Here is a 17679-nt window from a genome sequence, read left to right as displayed (position 1 = left end):
TCACTTGAGGTAAGTACGCAGGACACCGATGAGCTCATCGGCTCCTTGTTGGCGTTCTGTTGCGCTGGTGATCGCAGGGTCGGCAATGTGGGTGTGGATGTGGCCTTCCAGTACTTCGATCATCAAGCCCGTCATTGCCCCGCGCACAGCGGCGATTTGGTGCAAGACTTCGGTGCAGCTCTTATCCGTCTCAAGGGCACGCTCTAATGCTTCGACCTGCCCACGAATGCGTCGAACTCGTGCTAACAACTTTGATTTCTCACGCATGGTGTGACTCACCACATACCTCTTATCTTAAAAATAGGATAGGGGGGTATAGTATATTGAGCGTTACAAAAATGCCATTAACAAAAAACCCAAGAAGCTACAAAAACTAGTGCTCAGGTAAGGAGGGGGCACTTTTCATTGCCCCCTCCTTCCATCCGTTGTTGCACACTCAATCCAATAGCTTGCCCGCCCCGTACCCCCCCCGGCGCGCGAGTGGCCATAGTCAGCGCAAGCGGGGCGAGTGGTATTTTTGCTTTTCCCTGCAACTTCCCCCTCTATTCATCCTGCCGTACTTTGCTTTCTTTGACAGAGCGGCCGGTTTGCCGGCATGATTACTTGGTCATATTTGCTTGCCCGCTATTTTTTGCGCATGCAGATACCAATCAAAAAGGAAGGGTTATGAACGCTGTTGCTTCGTCTTCCCTGTCTTTGCCATCCGCTTACCTCGCGCCTAGCTGGGTCACTCTAGACCCGATGCTGGCCGATGATTTTCCGCGCGCCTGAGTTTCCTCCCGTTTGACGGCGCGAGCGCCGTGCCCCGCTTGACCCAAACACAAACAGACTGACCGCACAAACCGTGCGGCAGGGAGAAACGCATGGCCAGACGCATTCCCGAACCCTTCCGTATCAAGATGGTGGAGCCCATCCGCCAGACCACGCCCGACTATCGCCGTGCCAAACTGGCCGAGGCAGGCTGGAATCCGTTCCTGCTTGATGCGGAAGATGTCTATATTGATTTGTTGACCGACTCCGGCACCGGCGCGATGTCGGACAGGCAGTGGGCCGGCCTGATGATGGGCGACGAAGCCTATGCCGGCAGCCGCAACTTCAAGCATTTGCAGGCGACGGTCGCCGAGGTGTTCGGCTACGCCCATACCATTCCCACCCATCAGGGGCGTGGTGCCGAGCAGATCCTGTTTCCCGAGCTGGTCAAGCGCTGCCGTGGCGCTGCGCCGCTATTCGTTTCCAACTATCACTTCGACACCACCAAGGCGCATGTGGAGATGGCCGGCGCGCGGGCGCTGAATGTGCTGGATGCGCGCGCATTCGACACCACGACACCGTATGACTGGAAGGGCAACTTCGATTTGCCGCGTCTGGCCCATGTGCTGGACGAGGCGGGCGATAATGCTGCCGGCCTGATCATTACCATTACCTGCAATAGCGCCGGCGGCCAGCCCATGTCCATGGACAATATCCGTGACGCCGCGGCCCTGGCCCGCAGTCGCGGCGTGCCGGTGGTGATAGACGCCGCGCGTTTTGCCGAGAATGCGTGGTTTATCCGCGCGCGCGATCCGGCTTATCGCGATGTCGCCATGACCGACATCGTGCGCGAGATGTTCGGCTACGGCGATATGTTTACCATGTCGGCCAAAAAGGACGCGCTGGTGAATATCGGCGGGCTGTGCTGCTTTAAAAATGATGTCGATCTGTTTCGTGCGGTGCAGGTGCGCTGTGTGCCGATGGAGGGCTTTGTCACTTATGGGGGGCTCGCCGGGCGCGATATGGAGGCGATGGCCATCGGCCTGAAAGAGGGTATGGAGCAGGCGTATCTTGATTACCGTATCGCTCAGGTGGCGTATCTGGGGGCGCGGCTGGCTGCGGGGGGCGTACCTATCCAGACGCCGACCGGCGGGCATGCAGTGTTTGTCGATGCAAAAAAGATGCTGCCGCATATTCCGGCTGGCCAGTTTCCGGCGCATGCCCTGGCGTGCGAGCTGTATCTGGAAGGGGGCATCCGTGCGGTCGAGATCGGCTCGCTGCTTCTGGGGCGCAATCCGCAAAGTGGCGAGCAGGAAGCGTCGCCGTTCGAGCTGATGCGACTGACCATTCCGCGCCGCGTCTACACCAATGACCATATGGATTACATTGCCGATTGCCTGATCGATGTGCTGGCGCGGGCAGATTCGGTGCGCGGGCTGGATTTTGAATATGAACCGCCCATCTTGCGTCACTTTACCGCTCGTTTACGGCCGAATTAACGGACGACTTGCTTTTGCCTGTCCTGCTGCCGCCCTTCATGGGCGGCATTTTGCATGCTGTATGCAATGCGGACTGATCTGCATTGGGGCATGCCGATATAACTGATAAGATTCGCGTATTGCAATTAAGCGGGTTGTTGAACCATGAAATGTCCATTTTGCGGCCATGCCGACACCCAGGTTATCGATTCGCGGGTAAACGAGGATGGCACCAGCATCCGCCGCCGCCGCCGTTGTCTCTTGTGTGAAAAACGCTTTACTACCTTTGAAAACGCCGATGTGCGTATGCCGCAGGTCGTGAAAAGCGGTGGCCATCGTGCCGAATTTGATGTGGCCAAGGTGAGAACCAGCTTTTTGCGCGCGCTGCACAAACGGCCGGTGCCGACCACGCTGGTGGACGCCGCGATCGACCGCATCTGCCAGCGGCTGTTGCAACTGGGTGAGCGCGAGATTGACTCGCGTGCAATAGGCGAGATGGTGATGAACGAGTTGTCCAAGCTGGACAAGGTGGCTTATGTGCGTTTTGCCTCGGTCTACAAGAGCTTTCAGGATATCTCCGAGTTTACCGATGCCATCAAGGAAATCGAGAAGTCGGCCGATTAAGTCCGGTCGCGGGAGCTGTCATGTCGTTTAGCGCTGCCGATCATTTGCATATGCAGCAGGCCTTGCGCCTGGCTGCGTTGGGGTTGAATAGCACCACCCCCAATCCGCGCGTGGGCTGCGTGCTGGTGCGAGACGGGGAAGTGGTGGGCGAGGGCTGGCATGTGCGGGCCGGCGAGCCCCATGCCGAGGTATTTGCCTTGCGCGAAGCGGGGGCGCGTGCGCGTGGCGCCACCGCCTATGTCACGCTGGAGCCTTGCAGTCATTACGGGCGCACCCCGCCTTGCGCGCAGGCCTTGATCGACGCCGGTGTTGCGCGCGTGGTGGCGGCCATGGTCGATCCGTATCACGAGGTGGCCGGGCGCGGCCTGGCCATGCTGGCGGCAGCCGGTATCGACACCGCCTCTGGTTTGCTGGCCAGCGAAGCGGCAGCGCTGAACAAGGGCTTTGTATCGCGTGTCAGCCGTGCCCGGCCATGGGTCACGCTTAAGGCCGCGGCTTCGCTGGATGGCAAAACGGCGCTATTGAACGGGCAAAGCCAGTGGATTACCGGGCCACAGGCACGTCATGATGTGCAGGCGCTGCGTGCGCGCTCCTGCGCCATTCTCACCGGCAGCGGCACGGTACTGGCCGATGACCCGCAATTGACGGTGCGCGAAATTGCTACCGCGCGCCAGCCCTTGCGCGTGGTGGTGGACGGGTCTTTGCAAACTTCGCCGGCGGCGCGTATTTATGCGGCGGATGCGCCGACCCTGCTGGTGACCGCGGTATGCGATGTGGCGCGCCATCAGCCGTGGCTGGCGCATGGGGTTGAAGTTCTGGCCTTGCCGGGGGCGGAAGGGCGGGTTGATCTTGCCGCGCTGATGGCGGTGCTGGCGGCGCGCGGCGTGGGCGAGTTGATGGTCGAAGCCGGCGCCGGTTTGGGCGGTGCCCTGATCGCGGCCGCTCTGGTGGATGAGCTGGTTTTGTATCTGGCGCCTTGCCTGATCGGTGATGCGGCGCGCGGCCTGTTTGCCTGGCCCGAATTGCAAAGTCTGGCGGATAAGCAACAACTGGTTTGGCGTGATGCGCGCCAGGTGGGGACGGATATGCGCCTGACACTGGGTGTGAGCGGAAGGGAAGGCAGTGGATAAGGCGTATCTGGCGGCCGCGCTGCAGGCCTATTTGCAGCTTCTGGCCGGCAAGGGCGCGGAGCCTGCCGTGTGTGCGCGCCGCCGCGTGCTGCTGACGATATTAAATGCCCGTTTGCAAGGCCTGCCTTTGCAGCCGGATCATTACCGGCTGGCGGTGGATGCGCTGCTTGCGCATTGCGCGGCGGCAGAGCATCCGGCCGTGCTGGCGACGGTACGCGAGTACTATTATTTCTGGCTGGGGGATGTGGCGCGCTTGGCGCGCAAAAATGCGCGCGGCGATTTTTTTACCACGCTGCACCCGAGCGTACCCCTGGCCGGTTCGCTATCCGAGTTGCAAGCCCAGATGGTGCAAAGCGGCTTTGCTGATTTTCCGCCAGCGCTGGAAATCTATCTGGGCGAGTTGTATGAAAATGGTGTCGATGCCCGTTTGCTGGAACAGTATGAGGCGCTGATCAAGCCTTTGCTATTTTTGCTGCGGGATCAGCCGCATCATGCGGACAGTTATCGTATGGCGGTGGACGGCATGCTGCTGCAGCCAGGGGTACAGGCATGGGGTGATGATTTTTTGCAGATCTCGCGGGAGTTCTATTACTACTGGCTGACCTTTCCGCATGCGCGCGCGCGCCATCAGCCGGCATAGCGGTTTTTGCCGGAGCTTACTCGGTTTTCAGGCGCAGCCAGCGGGTGGTGGCAATTGCCAATAGCGGCAGCAGTACGCCGATCAGCATGGCGGCAAGGAGTAGCGCGGTCAGTTCGCTATAGTCGGCGGGCGTGATCAGCGTGCCATTGGCCGGGTTGCGTACCTCGCGTGTCAGGGTAAAGATACGGTTCAGGTATTTGGTGCCCAGTTCGCTGGCCGATAGGGCGAGATTGGTGAACGAGGCCATCACGGCAAAATAGGTGGCTTTCAGTTCGGCCGGCGCCGAGTTGGCTATCCATGCCAGCATCGGAATCATGGCGATTTGTCCCAGCGGCGAGGACAAGGCGGTGTCGATCAGCGCAATAAAGCGGGCATCGATGATGCCGCCGCTTAAGCTTGCCGTCCATTGGTGCAGCCCCAGACTCATCGCCAGCGTCGGCAGCGAGAGCAGAAGCTGGGCCAGGGTGAGAAAGACAATAATGTATTGCATCGAGCGCTCGGCCATAAAGCGGCGCAAGGCAAACATGCCGGCCAGCGTCAGTACGCTGCCAATCAGCGACAAGGTGGCAAAGAAGTGGGCATCGAAGCCCAGCGTGTCTATGCTCCACCACGTGACGCCGGCACCGGGGGCGGGGGCGGCCCGGAACATAAAGATCAGCAGCGCAGTGCCCAGCAGTGTGCGCCTTGCCTCTGGTGCCAGTGCGCGAGTCAGGCGGGCCATCAGCAGTACAATAATCAGTAGCGAACCGGTAAAAATGGCCTCTTGACCGTAGGTCGCCTCCGACATGCCCATCAGCAAGGTAAACGCCACAAATGCCGCACTGCCCCCCAGTAGCTTCCAGTTGATCTCGGTGGAGCCGCTGCTGTGTGCCGTCAGTTCGCGTATGGCCTGATCGGACAGGCCGTGCCGGCGCAGCTTTTTCACCCGCTGGCGCTGTAACTGGCCTGCCAGCAGGACACCGGCGACCGAAATGAGCGGAATGGCCAGCGCCATCAGGTAAATATCGCGGTAAAGCACGGCCTGTTCGGCGCGTGCCAGCGCGGCACTGCCGTCAAACAGCCACAGATTGGCCAGCGCCACCAAAATGCTGCCGCCGATAATGGCGACCCGTCCCAGCGTCTGCATCGTGGTGTGCATGCGGCGTATTTCTTCGGGTAGGCAAGGGCTGCCATCACTATGGATGTGCGGCACGGCCTCGACCGTCATCGCATCGGCGACCGCGTCCTGCAGCACATAACCGATGGGCGCCAGCAAACTGGCCAGTACATACCAGGCATTGACATGCATGATGGCCGCCATGGCTTCGCGCTGGCCGATCAGCAGCGCCATGATGGACAGGCTGATGGCAATCAGCGTCGCCCCCAGATAGACCAGCCAGTTTTTGTGCCGCCACATCAGGTCGACAAGATGGCCTAGCGGCATTTTCAACGCCCAGGGGATGCCCGCCCAAAAGCCCAGTGCCGCAAGAAACTCGGCCGACAGACCGAGGTAGTCCTTGACGAAAAAGGTGCCGACGATGCCGGTCAGCCCCTGAATGCCGGCGGCGACATAGACCATCAAAGGGGGCAGGTAGCTGATGCGCATTTCGCGCCCAAGCGCGAATAGATGGCTGTCCAGTAAGCGCAGAATCGGTCCGGCTTGCGGGCGCTCGGCGTTTGCGCGTACGGGTATTCTTAGCAAAAAGCCAAGCAGTATGGCGGCAATAATCGCCAGCAGCAGGCGGTGTCCGTTGCCAGGCACCAGCAGCATGCTGCTGCCGAAAGACAGACAGATCAGGGTGAGCGCCCAGGGTTTGACGCCGGGGGGCATGCTGCGGTGCGTCTGCCACTCGCGGATAATGGGGCCCGCCAGCTGGTGCGCCAGTAGCGCGCGGTGCAGGCGCGGCGAGCTTTTGGCAAAACAGGCGGCGGCCAGCAAGACAAAGGGCGTGGTCGGCAGCAAAGGCAGAAAGACGCCGGCCAGACCTAACAGCAAGGCCAGGCAGCCGCAGGCGGCAAGCAAGATGCGCAGCGTACGCGAGCGATGCTGCTGTTGCACATCATGCTTGTCGTTCACGCTTTATTCGCCGCGAAAGTCGGGTTTGCGCTTTTCGACAAAGGCGCGCACGCCCTCATGGCCATCAAGGGTCTGGCTTTGCGCGATGATGGTGCGTGCTTCCAGTGCCAGATGGTTTTCCAGCGTATTTTGATGTGTTTCCAGCAGCAGGGCCTTGACCTTGCCATAGGCGCGGGTCGGCCCCTGTGCCAGGCGGCGTGCCAGATGGGCTACGGTGTCGGCCAGTGCGTCTGCGGCGACCACCTGATTGACCAGGCCCCAGTCCAGTGCTTCGGCGGCAGAGAGGGTGCGTCCGGTCAGGTAAAGCTCCATGGCGCGGCGCTGGCCGATCAGGCGCGGCAGCAGCCAGCTGGAGCCGCCATCCGGCGTATAGCCGATCTGGGTGTAGGCAGTGGTAAAGCGCGCGTTGTCGCTGCAAATTGCGATATCGGCCAGCGCGACCAGACTCAGCCCTACACCGGCGGCCACGCCGTTGACTGCGGCAATCACCGGGATATCCAGCCGCATCAGCCGGGCAACGGCGATATTCAAGGGGTCGGTCATTTCCTGCAGTAATTCGCCCACCCGTGCCGATTGCTCGACAAAAGTGCTGACATCGCCGCCGGCGCAAAAAGCCTTGTCGCCGCTGCCGGTGATCACCAGTGCCCGCACCTTCTTGTCGTGCGACAGGCGGTTGGCGATTTCGCTCAGTTCGATAATGCCCGCCGTATTCAGGGCATTGAAGGCGGCCGGGCGGGTGAGTGTCAGCCAGGCAATGCTGTCGCGGATTTCAAAATTGATCATGCTGGTGTGCATCGTATTCCCCGTGTTTTGTTGGCGTGCTGCTGCGTTGGTGTGGCGTGTTTTTTTGTGCCACAGCATATACCAAACGGGTTGTTTGTGGCAGGCCGTGCTAAGGTCGGGGTATTCGTTGTTACCGATGAGGTCATGATCATGAGTGCTGCCGTCAAACCCCTGATTACGCTGGCCGATCTGGACAAGCTCGATATCCGTTGCGGTACGATTCGCGCGGTGAGTGATGTGGCCGGCTCCGATAAACTGGTGCAGTTGTCCGTCGATTTTGGCGATTTTCAGCGCACCATTTTATGCGGCATCAAGCAAGAGCGTGCTGACCCGGCGGCACTGACCGGGCTGCAGGCTTTGTTTGTGGTGAATCTGGCACCGAAAAAGATGTGCGGCGTGATGTCGGAAGGCATGATGTTCGATATCGGCTACGCCGACGGTTTGCTACCGGCGGCGCTGGCCCAGCCCGAGTTTGCCGTGCCCAACGGCGTGCGCGCCGGTTAAGCGCTGCGCGCCCCCGGTACGCGGCGTCGCCATACGCGCCAGACAAGCAATACACCCAGCAACAGGGCGAACAGCAGCGGCTGGCGCATATCCGACTTGGTCAGCCACCAGAAATGGATGACGGCGAGCATGCTTGCCGGATAGATCAGCCGGTGCAACTGGCTCCAGCGACGCTTGAGGCGGCGCATCCAGCCATCGGTCGAGGTGATGGCCAGCGGCAGCAGCAACAGCCAGGCACTAAAGCCGACCACGATATACGGGCTTTTCATGATGTCGTCGCCGATGATGGCAAGGTCGCCACCGCTAAGCAGCAGATAAATGGCCAGATGCACGCTGGCATAGGCAAACGCATACAGGCCCAGCATGCGGCGCAGGCGCATCAGTTGCGGCCAGTGTCCCAGCTTGACCAGCGGCGTGATGGTGAGTGTTGCCAGCAAGAGCGTCAGTGCCCACCAGCCGCTTTCACGCGTCAGGTAATCGGCCGGATCGGCGGCCTCGCCCTGGTAAACCCGCCAGGCGGCGTGTAGCAGCGGCAGCGCACACAAGGCAAACAGCAAAGGTTTGGCCCAGAAGGGCAAGGGGCGGGCGGCCATCAGAACCAGCGCCTCAAATCCAGTTTCGAATACATCCCTGCCACTTGTTCGCCATAGCCGTTGAACATCAGTGTCTTGCGCCGTGAAAACTCGCCCACGCGGCGCTCATTGGCCTGACTCCAGCGCGGATGGTCGACTTCGGGGTTCACATTGGCAAAGAAACCGTATTCATTGGGCGCCAACTGCTGCCAGGTGGTGGTGGGTTGCTGCTCGACCAGATTGATGGCGACGATGGACTTGATGCTTTTAAAACCATACTTCCATGGCACGACCAGGCGGATGGGCGCGCCGTTCTGCTTGGGCAGGGTTTCGCCATACAGGCCGACGGCCAGCAAGGTGAGCGGATTCATGGCTTCATCGATGCGCAAGCCTTCGCGATAAGGCCACGGCAGCAAATCGGTACGCTGGCCCGGCATCTGGCTTGGGCGCTCCAGTGTGACAAACTGCACGAAGCGCCCCTTGCTGCTTGGCTGCACCTGTTTGAGCAGGCTGGCCAGCGGCACGCCTATCCACGGAATCACCATGGACCAGCCCTCGACGCAGCGCAGACGGTAGATACGCTCTTCCAGTGGCGCAATACGAAATAGCTGGTCATAGTCCAGCGTCAGCGGCTTGGCGACATGGCCGCCGATTTTCAGTGTCCACGGGTCGACCACCAGTTGTCCTGCATACTTGGCCGGGTCGGTCTTGCTGCTGCCGAATTCGTAAAAATTGTTGTAGTGGGTGATCTCGTCCAGCGAGTTGGGCTTTTCCTTGAGCGAATAGGCGCTGGGCAGCGCCTTGAGCGTGGCGGCGTGCGCCTCGGGCAAGAGCAGGCCCGCTACGCCGGCGGCACCAGTCGCCAGAAAGCGGCGACGGTCCAGATACACCGCCTGCGGGGTGATCTCGGACGAAAGAGGAGCGTTGGGATCGCTTAACCGGATCAGAGGCATGATGTACTTTCGTTTGCGCTAGCGGTGATGCAGTTTGGTCGGGAGTCGGGACGCTGGCAAGCGTGGCGTCTTTGCCTTTTACTGCATGAGGCGGCATAGTGCCGGCTCTTGCCTTGCTTCTGGATACCCATACAGTATGGAACGTATTGCCGTCATCGACTTTGAAACCAACGGACTCTCCCCTGGCTCCCGCTGCCGGGCAACCGAAATCGCGGTGATACTGGTCGAAAACGGGAAGATGGTGGATCGCTACCAAAGCCTGATGAATGCCGGCGTGTGGATTCCGTCTGATATCGAGCGCCTGACCGGCATTAGCAACGCGATGCTTAAAAGCGCACCCCCTGCGCGCGAGGTGATGCAGGAAGCGGCCCGCTTTGTCGGTTCTACGCCCTTGCTGGCGCACAATGCCTCGTTCGACAAAAAATTCTGGGATTACGAATTGGGCCTGCTGGGGCTAAGCCGCACGCAGGATTTCGCCTGCTCGATGTTGCTGGCGCGCCGTTTGCTGCCGCAAGCACCCAATCATAAGCTGGGTACGCTTAACCGCTATCTGGGTCTGCCCGACACCGGCCGCGCCCACCGCGCCTTGGCTGACACCGAAATGGCGGCCAATCTGGCGCTTTATCTGGCCTCACATCTGCAGCAGCACTATGGGCTGACCGAGGTGACGCATCGTTTGCTGTGCAAGCTGCAAAAGCAGCCGGCGGCCAAGGTCGGCGCCTGGTTGCAGGGACAAGCCATCTGATGCGCCGGTGTCGCTTCGCCGCCGCAGGGCGGCTGATCGCACGGCAGCTTCGGATATAATGACCTGATGCATGCCCGCGGGGCACGCGCGACTCACGCGGTTTAAGCAATCGGTTATGAGCACATTTTCAAGCTGGCTGGATGAGGGCGGGCTCGGGCAGTATCTGTTGCAGAGCGAACAGGCCTATTTCGACGCGGCGGTTGCCGATGCGTTCGGCTTTCGTGCGCTGCAGTTTGGTGCGCCCGGTCATGATTTTCTGCGCGCCAACCGTATGCCGTGGCGCACCTGTGTCGGTGACTCGGGATCCGTTGCCGTACGTTGTGATGCCGCGCAATTGCCTATCGACTCCCGCAGCCTGGATTTGTTGCTACTGCCGCATACGCTGGATTTTACCGCCCATCCGCATCAGGTGTTGCGCGAAGCCGAACGGGTGCTGGTGCCTGAGGGGCGGCTGGTGTTGACCGGTTTTAACCCGTTCTCGGCTTGGGGTGGGCGTCGCCTGCTGCAAGGACGCAGCAAAGTGCCGTGGAGCGGAAATTTTCTGCGCCTGTCCCGTTTGAAGGACTGGTTCGAATTATTGGGCTTCGAGCTGTCCGACAGCGTATTCATGTGCTATGCCCCGCCGCTTGACCGGCAGGACTGGCTGGCCCACTGGCAATTTATGGAGCGGGTCGGTCATCGTTGCTGGCCTTTGGTCGCGGGGGTCTATGGCATCAGTGCGATCAAGCGCCAGCGCGGTATGCGTCTGATCAAGCCGCGCTGGCAAGCGCGCGTGCCGGTGGCCAATCTCGCGGTGCTGGGTGACCGGCGCCATGCAGTAGATAATCCTCACGATGAGACACTATGACGCAAGATAAGGTTGAAATTTATTCTGATGGTGCCTGCAAGGGCAACCCCGGGCCCGGGGGCTGGGGCGCATTGTTGCGCTTTAAGGGCAAGGAGAAAGAGTTGTGTGGCGGCGAGTTGGGGACCACCAATAACCGCATGGAACTCTTGGCCGTGATCGAAGCGCTTAAGGCGCTGACCCGGCCTTGCCATGTCGTGGTGTATACCGATTCGCAATATGTGCAAAAAGGCATTTCCGAGTGGATACACGGCTGGAAGCTGCGTGGCTGGAAAACGGCCGCCAAGGCACCGGTCAAGAATGCCGACCTGTGGCAGGCGCTGGATGCCGAGCGCAACCGGCATTTGTCGGTGGACTGGCGCTGGGTCAAAGGCCACGCCGGCCATGAATTCAACGAGCGGGCTGACGAGTTGGCCAATCGCGGCGTGACGCTAGCACACTGATAGACAAGCCGTGGCTGATACAGCACGGCCATCCGGAATTTCCCATGAGACAGATTATTCTCGACACCGAGACGACCGGCCTTGAGCCGTCGCAAGGGCACCGTATTATCGAATTTGCTGCGCTGGAAATGGTCGACCGCAAACTGACCGGGCGCCATTTGCATCTGTATATGCACCCGGAGCGGGCGATTGACCCCGATGCACAGCGCGTGCACGGTATTTCGCTCGAGTTCCTCGAGGGCAAGCCGCGTTTTGCCGATGTCGCGGCTGAAATCTCCGACTTTATCGCCGATGGCGAGCTGATCATTCACAACGCCCCGTTTGATATCGGCTTTATGAATGCCGAGTTCGAGCGTGCCGGCTTGCCGATGACCGCAGCGCAATGTGCCGGTGTGATCGATACGCTGGTGATGGCGCGCGACCAGTTCCCGGGCAAGCGCAATAGCCTGGATGCCTTGTGTGACCGTTTTGATGTCGACCGCTCCAACCGGACGGTGCACGGTGCCCTGATCGACTGCGAGTTGCTGGCAGAAGTCTATCTGTGGATGACGCGTGGCCAGGAAAGTCTGGCAATGGATGTCGAGCAGGAGGAGAGCGGGCTTGAGACGCTGGCGTTGCTGAACTATGAACGCAAGCCCATTCCGGTCTTGCGCGCCAGCGAGAATGAACTGGCTGAACATGCGCAGTATCTGGATGCGCTGGACAAGTCGGTCAAGGGGGTATGTGTCTGGCGTCAGCTGGAAGCGGAGGCGCAGGCATGAGTGCTTATATTGCGCTGGTGCCGGCCGCCGGATCGGGCAGCCGCTTTGGTGCGCCCAGTCCCAAGCAGTATTTGCAGCTATTGGGTAAGCCGCTGATGTGGCACACCTTGTCGGTGCTGGCTGCCGTGCCCGCCATGACGCGGGTCGTGGTGGTGATTTCACCGGAAGACGACTGGTTTGACAGCTTTGACTGGGATATTCCCAAACTGGAAGTGTTGCGGGTCGGCGGTTCTAGCCGTGCAGCCAGTGTACACAACGGTCTGGCTGCGCTTGCCGCTGCCGGAGAGGATTGGGTGCTGGTGCACGATGCTGCGCGCTGTTGTCTGACGGTCGCCATGGTGGAGCGGCTGATTGCCCGCGTGGCGGATGACGAGATCGGTGGTTTGCTGGCTTTGCCGGTGGCCGATACGGTGAAACGGGCGACGGCCGATGGCCATGTCAGCAAGACCATCCCGCGCGAAGGCTTGTGGCTGGCGCAAACCCCGCAGATGTTCCGCTGTGCGCAATTGTTGCGCGCCCTGAAAAATGGCGTTGAGGCGGCGATCACGGACGAAGCCTCGGCGATCGAAATGCTGGGCTTGCAGCCGCGTCTTGTCGAGGGCGAGGCGCAAAACTTCAAGGTTACGTATCCGGCTGATCTGGCGCTGGCGCGTGCCATTCTCGCAGCTGGCAAGGAGGGTTGAATGTTCCGTATCGGACAGGGTTACGATGTACACCGTTTAGTCGAGGGGCGGCCCTTGATTTTGGGCGGACTGGAAATACCGCATGATAAAGGTTTGCTTGGTCATTCCGACGCCGATGCTTTGCTGCATGCGGTAACCGACGCGGTGCTGGGTGCTGCGGCGCTGGGTGATATCGGTCGCTTGTTTCCCGATACCGATGCCTCCTTCAAGGGGGCGGATAGCCGGATTTTGCTGCGCGAGGCGCTGGCGCGCGTGCGGGCAGCCGGTTGGCAAGTGGTGAATGTGGATGCCACGCTGATTGCACAGCAGCCGAAACTGGCACCGCATATCGATGCCATGCGCGCTAATCTTGCTGCGGATCTGGCCATTGATGTCGGTGCCGTCAATATCAAGGGCAAGACCAACGAGACTTTGGGCTATCTTGGACGATGTGAGGCCATAGAGGCGCAAGCGGTTTGTTTACTGATGGCTGCACATTAGTACGACATAAATGTCTGGGTGTGGAATAATTGAAGTGACTAGATAACCCGCTACGGAGCCTTCTATGCTTACCCCTGATCAATTGAAATTGGCTGCGGCCAGAAAAGCGCTGGAATTCGTGCCCGAGGACGCCATCATCGGTATCGGTACCGGCAGTACGGTCAATATCTTTATCGAAGAATTGGCTGCGACCATGAAGGGTCGCATCAAGGGGGCGGTCTCCAGCTCTGAAGCCAGTACGGCACGCCTCAAGGCACATCATATTCCGGTGTTTGATCTCAATAGCGTGGACGAGATCCCGGTTTACATCGATGGTGCGGACGAAGTGAACCACTACCTGCATATGATCAAGGGTGGTGGCGGTGCGCTGACGCGGGAAAAGATTGTAGCCGCAGCCGCTCAGGAGTTTATCTGCATTGCTGACGCTTCCAAGTATGTAGATGTGCTGGGCAAGTTTCCGGTGCCGATCGAGGTGATTCCGATGGCGCGCAGTTTTGTGGCGCGCGAGTTGGTCAAACTGGGTGGCCATCCCGAACTGCGCCCTGATTTCATCACCGATAACGGCAACATCATCCTGGATGTGTATGGCCTGCACATTGCCAAGCCGGTTGAAATGGAAGAGCTGATCAATCATCTGGCCGGGGTCGTGACTTGCGGCTTGTTTGCCCGCCGTCGTGCCGATGTTTTGTTGCTGGCCCGCGAGAGTGGTGTTGAGGTCTTGCGTTAATTTCCTGTAATAGGGCTGTCATGTTGACTTGTTAGCATGCAGCCCTCTGTATCTGTCGTTGCGAGTCTTTCATGTCTGATCATATTTCCAAGCAATTTGACCTTGAGCTGGAGACCGTGCGTACCCGTGTGTTGCAAATGGGTGGGCTGGTTGAGCAGCAGATCCTCTCCGCTATTGATGCGCTGCTTACTGGCGATATCGAGCGTTTTGACAAAGTGATTGTGAATGATGCGCTGGTCAATGCTCTGGAAGTGGCGATTGATGAAGACTGCCAGCACATTATTGCCCGCCGTCAGCCGGCCGCCAGCGATTTGCGCATGGTGATTTCGGTGATCAAGACCATTACCGATTTGGAACGCATCGGCGATGAGGCGCAGAAAATAGCGCGCATGGGCAAGATCATCTACACCTCGGAGCGCTACCAGCTGCCGCGTTTTCGCGAGGTCAGCAAGATGGCCGAGGTGGCGGTCAATATGTTGCGCCGCGCGCTGGATGCTTTTGCCCGGCTGGATGCCAGCGCGGCACTCGAGCTGGCAGAGGAGGACAAGGGGCTGGATGAAGACTTTACTGCCGAGCTGCGCCAGTTGATGACCTTTATGATGGAAGATCCGCGCACGATCAGCATGTCCATCGATACCCTGTTTATTGCCAAGGCCATTGAGCGCATTGGCGACCATTCGAAGAATATTTCCGAGTATGTGGTTTATCTGGTCAAAGGCAAGGATATACGCCATACCTCGATTGAAGAGATCAAGCGTGAAATCGGCCTGACGGCCGGCTAGATACGCCAAAGGCTGAAAAAAAGCGGTAACATGGTTACCGCTTTTTTATTTTCGCCACTTTTGGAACGCTGTTTTGCCTCTCTCCCCTAGCGATTCTCCCTATACCGTACTGGCTGCCGCCGATCTGGGATCGAACAGCTTTCGTCTGCAAATTGCGCGTGTGCTTGACCGCCAGTTGTTTACGCTGGACTCTTTAAAAGAGACCGTGCGGCTGGGGGCCGGGCTTAATGCGGATAAAGTACTGGATGAAGCGACACGGCAGCGGGCTTTGGCCTGTCTTGCCCGCTTTGGCGAGCGTCTGCGCGGCTTCGAGCCCGCTCAGGTGCGTGTGGTGGGGACCAATGCCCTGCGCGTGGCGCGTAATGCGCCCGAATTCATGCGTGAAGCGGAGGCCTTGCTGGGGTTTCCGATCGAAATTATTGCCGGGCGTGAAGAGGCTCGTCTGGTGTATCTGGGGGCCGCACATGCCATGCCCAATACGCCGGAGTCCAGGTTGGTGGTCGATATCGGAGGTGGTTCTACCGAATTTATCCTGGGTAGCCAGTTCAGTGCCCGCGTGACTGAAAGTCTGCCACTGGGTTGCGTCAGCTACACCATGCGCTATTTCCCCGACGGAAACATCACCCGCGCAGCCATGCGCTCGGCGGTGCTGGGGGCGCGCAATGAAATTCAGCGTATCAGTCATATCTACACCCGGGATCAGTGGCAACTCGCTATCGGCACTTCCGGTACCGCCCGTTCGCTGCGCGATATGCTGGAGCTGAATGACTGGTCGGTGCGCGATATTACTCACGGCGGCATGGTGCAATTGAGCGAGGCATTTATTCGCGCGGGTCGCATTAATGCACTGGCGATCAATGGCCTTAAACCTGACCGGGCGCCGGTGATGCCGGGCGGGCTGGCGATTATGCTGGCTATTTTCGAAGAGTTGGGCATCGAAGTCATGAGCGTGGGCGAGGGGGCGTTGCGTGATGGTGTGCTGTATGACCTGATGGGTCGGCAGCGCGATCACGACCAGCGTGAGCTGACCGTGGCAGCCTTTGCCCGGCGTTACCATGTCGATGTGGCGCAGGCTGATAGGATCCAGTTTTTGGCCGAGCAGTTTTACCGGCAATTGTCGGGGGAGGATTGTGAGCCGGATACGCTCAGGCAGTTGCGCTGGGCGGCGCGGCTGCATGAAATCGGTTTGACGATTGCGCATACGGCTTATCACAAGCATGCCGCTTACATTCTACAAAATGCCGACATGCCCGGTTTTTCCCGGCGAGAGCAGTCTGAGTTGGCGACGCTGGTGTTGGGGCATCGTGGGGATATGGGCAAGATGCAGGCCTTGGTGGAAAAGCCTGACCATTGGTATGCCGTAGTGGCGCTGCGATTGGCGGTGTTGTTTTACCGTCGGCGCGTGGTGCTGGATTTGCCTGCGCAACTTGATTTGCAGGCACGGGCGCGGGGTTTTGCGCTGGTGTTGGATGGCGCATGGCTGGATGGTCACCCATTGACGGCCAGTGCCTTCGAGCAAGATGTCGCACAGTGGCAAAAAATCGGCTTCAAGCTGGAACTGGTGAGGCGTTAGCATGCATGCTCCCGCGCTGAAGGATCAGGCTGCCGTTCCGGATGGGGTGCCACATGGGGAGGTAACGGTTTCCCTGATCGAGTATGGCCCGCAGGGCTGTCACGAGACACTGTTTTCCAGTGTGGCGGAAGGCCTGGCCTATCAAGCCAAGGCGGAGGTGTTGTGGCTGAATGTGTACGGCCTGGCCAATCCCGGCTTGATGCAGGCCATCGGTCAGCGCTTCGGTCTGCATCCTTTGGTGCAGGAAGACATCCTCAGTGTGCGGCAGCGGCCGAAGGTCGAAGAGTACGATAGCTACTTGTTTCTGGCGACACGCGTATTTCACTATCTGGCGGGTGAAGAGCGCCGTTTGCAGTCCGAGCCCATGTATATGGTGGTGGGGCAGGGCTTTGTGCTGACATTCCAGCCGCACCCGCTGGGTGTCTTCGGTGCCGTGCGCGAGCGGCTGAAAAAGCCCGACTCCATGTTGCGGCTGCATGGTGCCGATTTTTTGGCTTATACCCTGATTGACGCAGTCATTGATGATTACTTTGGCGTGCTGGATGATTTCGGTAACCGGGTGGAGTCGATAGATCGCCAGCTGCTGGCGGACAAGAGTGGTGGTGTACTACGCAGTATTCACCGGCTTAAGCATGAAGGCATGCGTTTGCGCCGCGCCCTGTTGCCGCTACGCGATATGCTCAACCAGATGACGCGTGGTGATCTGCCGCAGTTCAGGCCGGAGACCCGCTTGTGGTTACGGGATGCGTTTGATCATTGCCTGCATTTACTCGAGTCGCTGGATGCTTCACGCGATATGGTGGCAGGCATGCTTGATTTATACCTTTCTATCCAGTCCAACCGCTTGAATGTGCAGATGCGGGTGCTGACCATTATCTCCATCATCTTTATGCCGCTAACGCTGATTGCCGGCATTTACGGCATGAATTTCGATTACATGCCTGAATTGCATTGGCGCTGGGGCTATTTTGCGGTCTTGGCGGTCATGGGCGTGATAGGGGTGGGTATTGCATTTGGTTTTTCGCGCCGGCGCTGGTTGTAAGTTAATCGATTTTTATTTTGTCTTTTTCTTTGTAATCAGCGTCTTATGGTTTTTGTGGGCGTGAAGGGTATTTTTACTGGGTTTTTGTGGTTGACGCCTCCGAACAAGG

The 17679-nt window shown here is 59.2% G+C and carries 20 protein-coding genes and 1 pseudogene; 15 read left to right on the top strand and 6 right to left on the bottom strand.

What is annotated here, in order from left to right:
* Window positions 1-267, bottom strand: coding sequence for a metal/formaldehyde-sensitive transcriptional repressor (locus M3P88_RS10350; RefSeq protein ID WP_283773174.1), 267 nt, complete (start codon window positions 265-267; stop codon window positions 1-3).
* Between the two features lie 596 nt (window positions 268-863).
* Here M3P88_RS10350 and M3P88_RS10345 point away from each other — a divergent pair.
* The 4 genes from M3P88_RS10345 to M3P88_RS10330 all read left to right on the top strand — a co-directional run bounded on the left by M3P88_RS10345 (window position 864) and on the right by M3P88_RS10330 (window position 4622).
* Window positions 864-2249, top strand: coding sequence for a tryptophanase (locus tag M3P88_RS10345; protein WP_249615972.1), 1386 nt, complete (start codon window positions 864-866; stop codon window positions 2247-2249).
* Between the two features lie 144 nt (window positions 2250-2393).
* Window positions 2394-2852 (top strand): transcriptional regulator NrdR, encoded by a 459-nt coding sequence (gene nrdR / locus M3P88_RS10340; protein WP_249615971.1) that lies wholly within the window; start codon window positions 2394-2396, stop codon window positions 2850-2852.
* Between the two features lie 20 nt (window positions 2853-2872).
* Window positions 2873-3982, top strand: a complete 1110-nt coding sequence (gene ribD, locus M3P88_RS10335; RefSeq protein WP_249615970.1) for a bifunctional diaminohydroxyphosphoribosylaminopyrimidine deaminase/5-amino-6-(5-phosphoribosylamino)uracil reductase RibD — start codon at window positions 2873-2875, stop codon at window positions 3980-3982.
* Window positions 3975-4622: a hypothetical protein gene (locus tag M3P88_RS10330; protein WP_249615969.1), complete on the top strand. Its 648-nt coding sequence runs from the start codon at window positions 3975-3977 to the stop codon at window positions 4620-4622. The genes ribD and M3P88_RS10330 overlap by 8 nt, the downstream gene beginning before the upstream one ends.
* Window positions 4623-4638: 16 nt before the next feature.
* Here the strand turns inward: M3P88_RS10330 and M3P88_RS10325 are convergent, their stop codons facing one another.
* From M3P88_RS10325 to M3P88_RS10320, 3 genes and pseudogenes are all read right to left on the bottom strand, one after another.
* Window positions 4639-6180 (bottom strand): MFS transporter, encoded by a 1542-nt coding sequence (locus M3P88_RS10325; protein WP_502798956.1) that lies wholly within the window; start codon window positions 6178-6180, stop codon window positions 4639-4641.
* A gap of 168 nt (window positions 6181-6348) precedes the next feature.
* Window positions 6349-6633: pseudogene (locus M3P88_RS16090) on the bottom strand (YbaN family protein); the annotation flags it as partial.
* A gap of 48 nt (window positions 6634-6681) precedes the next feature.
* Complete coding sequence (locus M3P88_RS10320) at window positions 6682-7461, bottom strand: enoyl-CoA hydratase/isomerase family protein (protein WP_249615967.1); 780 nt, start codon at window positions 7459-7461, stop codon at window positions 6682-6684.
* 96 nt (window positions 7462-7557) lie between these two features.
* Between M3P88_RS10320 and M3P88_RS10315 the strand changes: the two genes are divergently transcribed.
* A complete protein-coding gene (locus M3P88_RS10315; protein ID WP_249615966.1) occupies window positions 7558-7965 on the top strand; it encodes a tRNA-binding protein in 408 nt (135 codons plus the stop codon).
* Here M3P88_RS10315 and msrQ read toward each other — a convergent pair.
* Both msrQ and msrP read right to left on the bottom strand, forming a co-directional pair.
* The gene (gene msrQ, locus M3P88_RS10310; RefSeq protein WP_249615965.1) at window positions 7962-8558 is read right to left on the bottom strand and encodes a protein-methionine-sulfoxide reductase heme-binding subunit MsrQ; all 597 of its coding nucleotides are present in this window, start codon (window positions 8556-8558) and stop codon (window positions 7962-7964) included. The two genes, M3P88_RS10315 and msrQ, sit on opposite strands and share 4 nt — an antisense overlap.
* On the bottom strand, window positions 8558-9490 hold the full coding sequence (msrP, locus tag M3P88_RS10305; RefSeq protein ID WP_249615964.1) for a protein-methionine-sulfoxide reductase catalytic subunit MsrP: 933 nt from the start codon (window positions 9488-9490) through the stop codon (window positions 8558-8560). The genes msrQ and msrP overlap by 1 nt, the downstream gene beginning before the upstream one ends.
* A 136-nt stretch (window positions 9491-9626) precedes the next feature.
* Between msrP and M3P88_RS10300 the strand changes: the two genes are divergently transcribed.
* The 10 genes from M3P88_RS10300 to corA all read left to right on the top strand — a co-directional run bounded on the left by M3P88_RS10300 (window position 9627) and on the right by corA (window position 17570).
* Window positions 9627-10235: a 3'-5' exonuclease gene (locus M3P88_RS10300; RefSeq protein ID WP_249615963.1), complete on the top strand. Its 609-nt coding sequence runs from the start codon at window positions 9627-9629 to the stop codon at window positions 10233-10235.
* Window positions 10236-10350: 115 nt separating this feature from the next.
* Entirely contained in the window at window positions 10351-11082 is a 732-nt protein-coding gene (locus M3P88_RS10295) for a class I SAM-dependent methyltransferase (protein ID WP_249615962.1), read from the top strand.
* Complete coding sequence (rnhA, locus tag M3P88_RS10290; RefSeq protein ID WP_124735612.1) at window positions 11079-11522, top strand: ribonuclease HI; 444 nt, start codon at window positions 11079-11081, stop codon at window positions 11520-11522. Before M3P88_RS10295 ends, rnhA begins: the two co-directional genes overlap by 4 nt.
* Before the next feature lie 44 nt (window positions 11523-11566).
* The gene (gene dnaQ, locus M3P88_RS10285; protein ID WP_249615961.1) at window positions 11567-12283 is read left to right on the top strand and encodes a DNA polymerase III subunit epsilon; all 717 of its coding nucleotides are present in this window, start codon (window positions 11567-11569) and stop codon (window positions 12281-12283) included.
* Window positions 12280-12966 (top strand): 2-C-methyl-D-erythritol 4-phosphate cytidylyltransferase, encoded by a 687-nt coding sequence (gene ispD / locus M3P88_RS10280; protein WP_249615960.1) that lies wholly within the window; start codon window positions 12280-12282, stop codon window positions 12964-12966. Before dnaQ ends, ispD begins: the two co-directional genes overlap by 4 nt.
* Window positions 12967-13446, top strand: coding sequence for a 2-C-methyl-D-erythritol 2,4-cyclodiphosphate synthase (ispF, locus tag M3P88_RS10275; protein ID WP_249615959.1), 480 nt, complete (start codon window positions 12967-12969; stop codon window positions 13444-13446). It begins immediately after the preceding gene.
* A 64-nt stretch (window positions 13447-13510) separates the two neighbouring features.
* Window positions 13511-14173, top strand: coding sequence for a ribose-5-phosphate isomerase RpiA (rpiA, locus tag M3P88_RS10270; protein ID WP_249615958.1), 663 nt, complete (start codon window positions 13511-13513; stop codon window positions 14171-14173).
* Between the two features lie 71 nt (window positions 14174-14244).
* Window positions 14245-14955 carry a phosphate signaling complex protein PhoU gene (gene phoU / locus M3P88_RS10265; RefSeq protein ID WP_249615957.1) on the top strand — a complete coding sequence of 237 codons (711 nt, stop codon included), beginning with the start codon at window positions 14245-14247 and terminating at the stop codon, window positions 14953-14955.
* Between the two features lie 73 nt (window positions 14956-15028).
* A complete protein-coding gene (gene ppx / locus M3P88_RS10260; protein WP_249615956.1) occupies window positions 15029-16528 on the top strand; it encodes an exopolyphosphatase in 1500 nt (499 codons plus the stop codon).
* 1 nt (window position 16529) lies between these two features.
* On the top strand, window positions 16530-17570 hold the full coding sequence (gene corA, locus M3P88_RS10255; RefSeq protein ID WP_249615955.1) for a magnesium/cobalt transporter CorA: 1041 nt from the start codon (window positions 16530-16532) through the stop codon (window positions 17568-17570).
* Window positions 17571-17679: the final 109 nt, after the last annotated feature.

It is taken from the genome of Craterilacuibacter sp. RT1T, from assembly GCF_023502145.1.
GTDB lineage: Bacteria > Pseudomonadota > Gammaproteobacteria > Burkholderiales > Chromobacteriaceae > Craterilacuibacter.
Note: the sequence above shows the minus strand (reverse complement) of the source record. Positions and strands in the feature narration are given on the sequence as shown.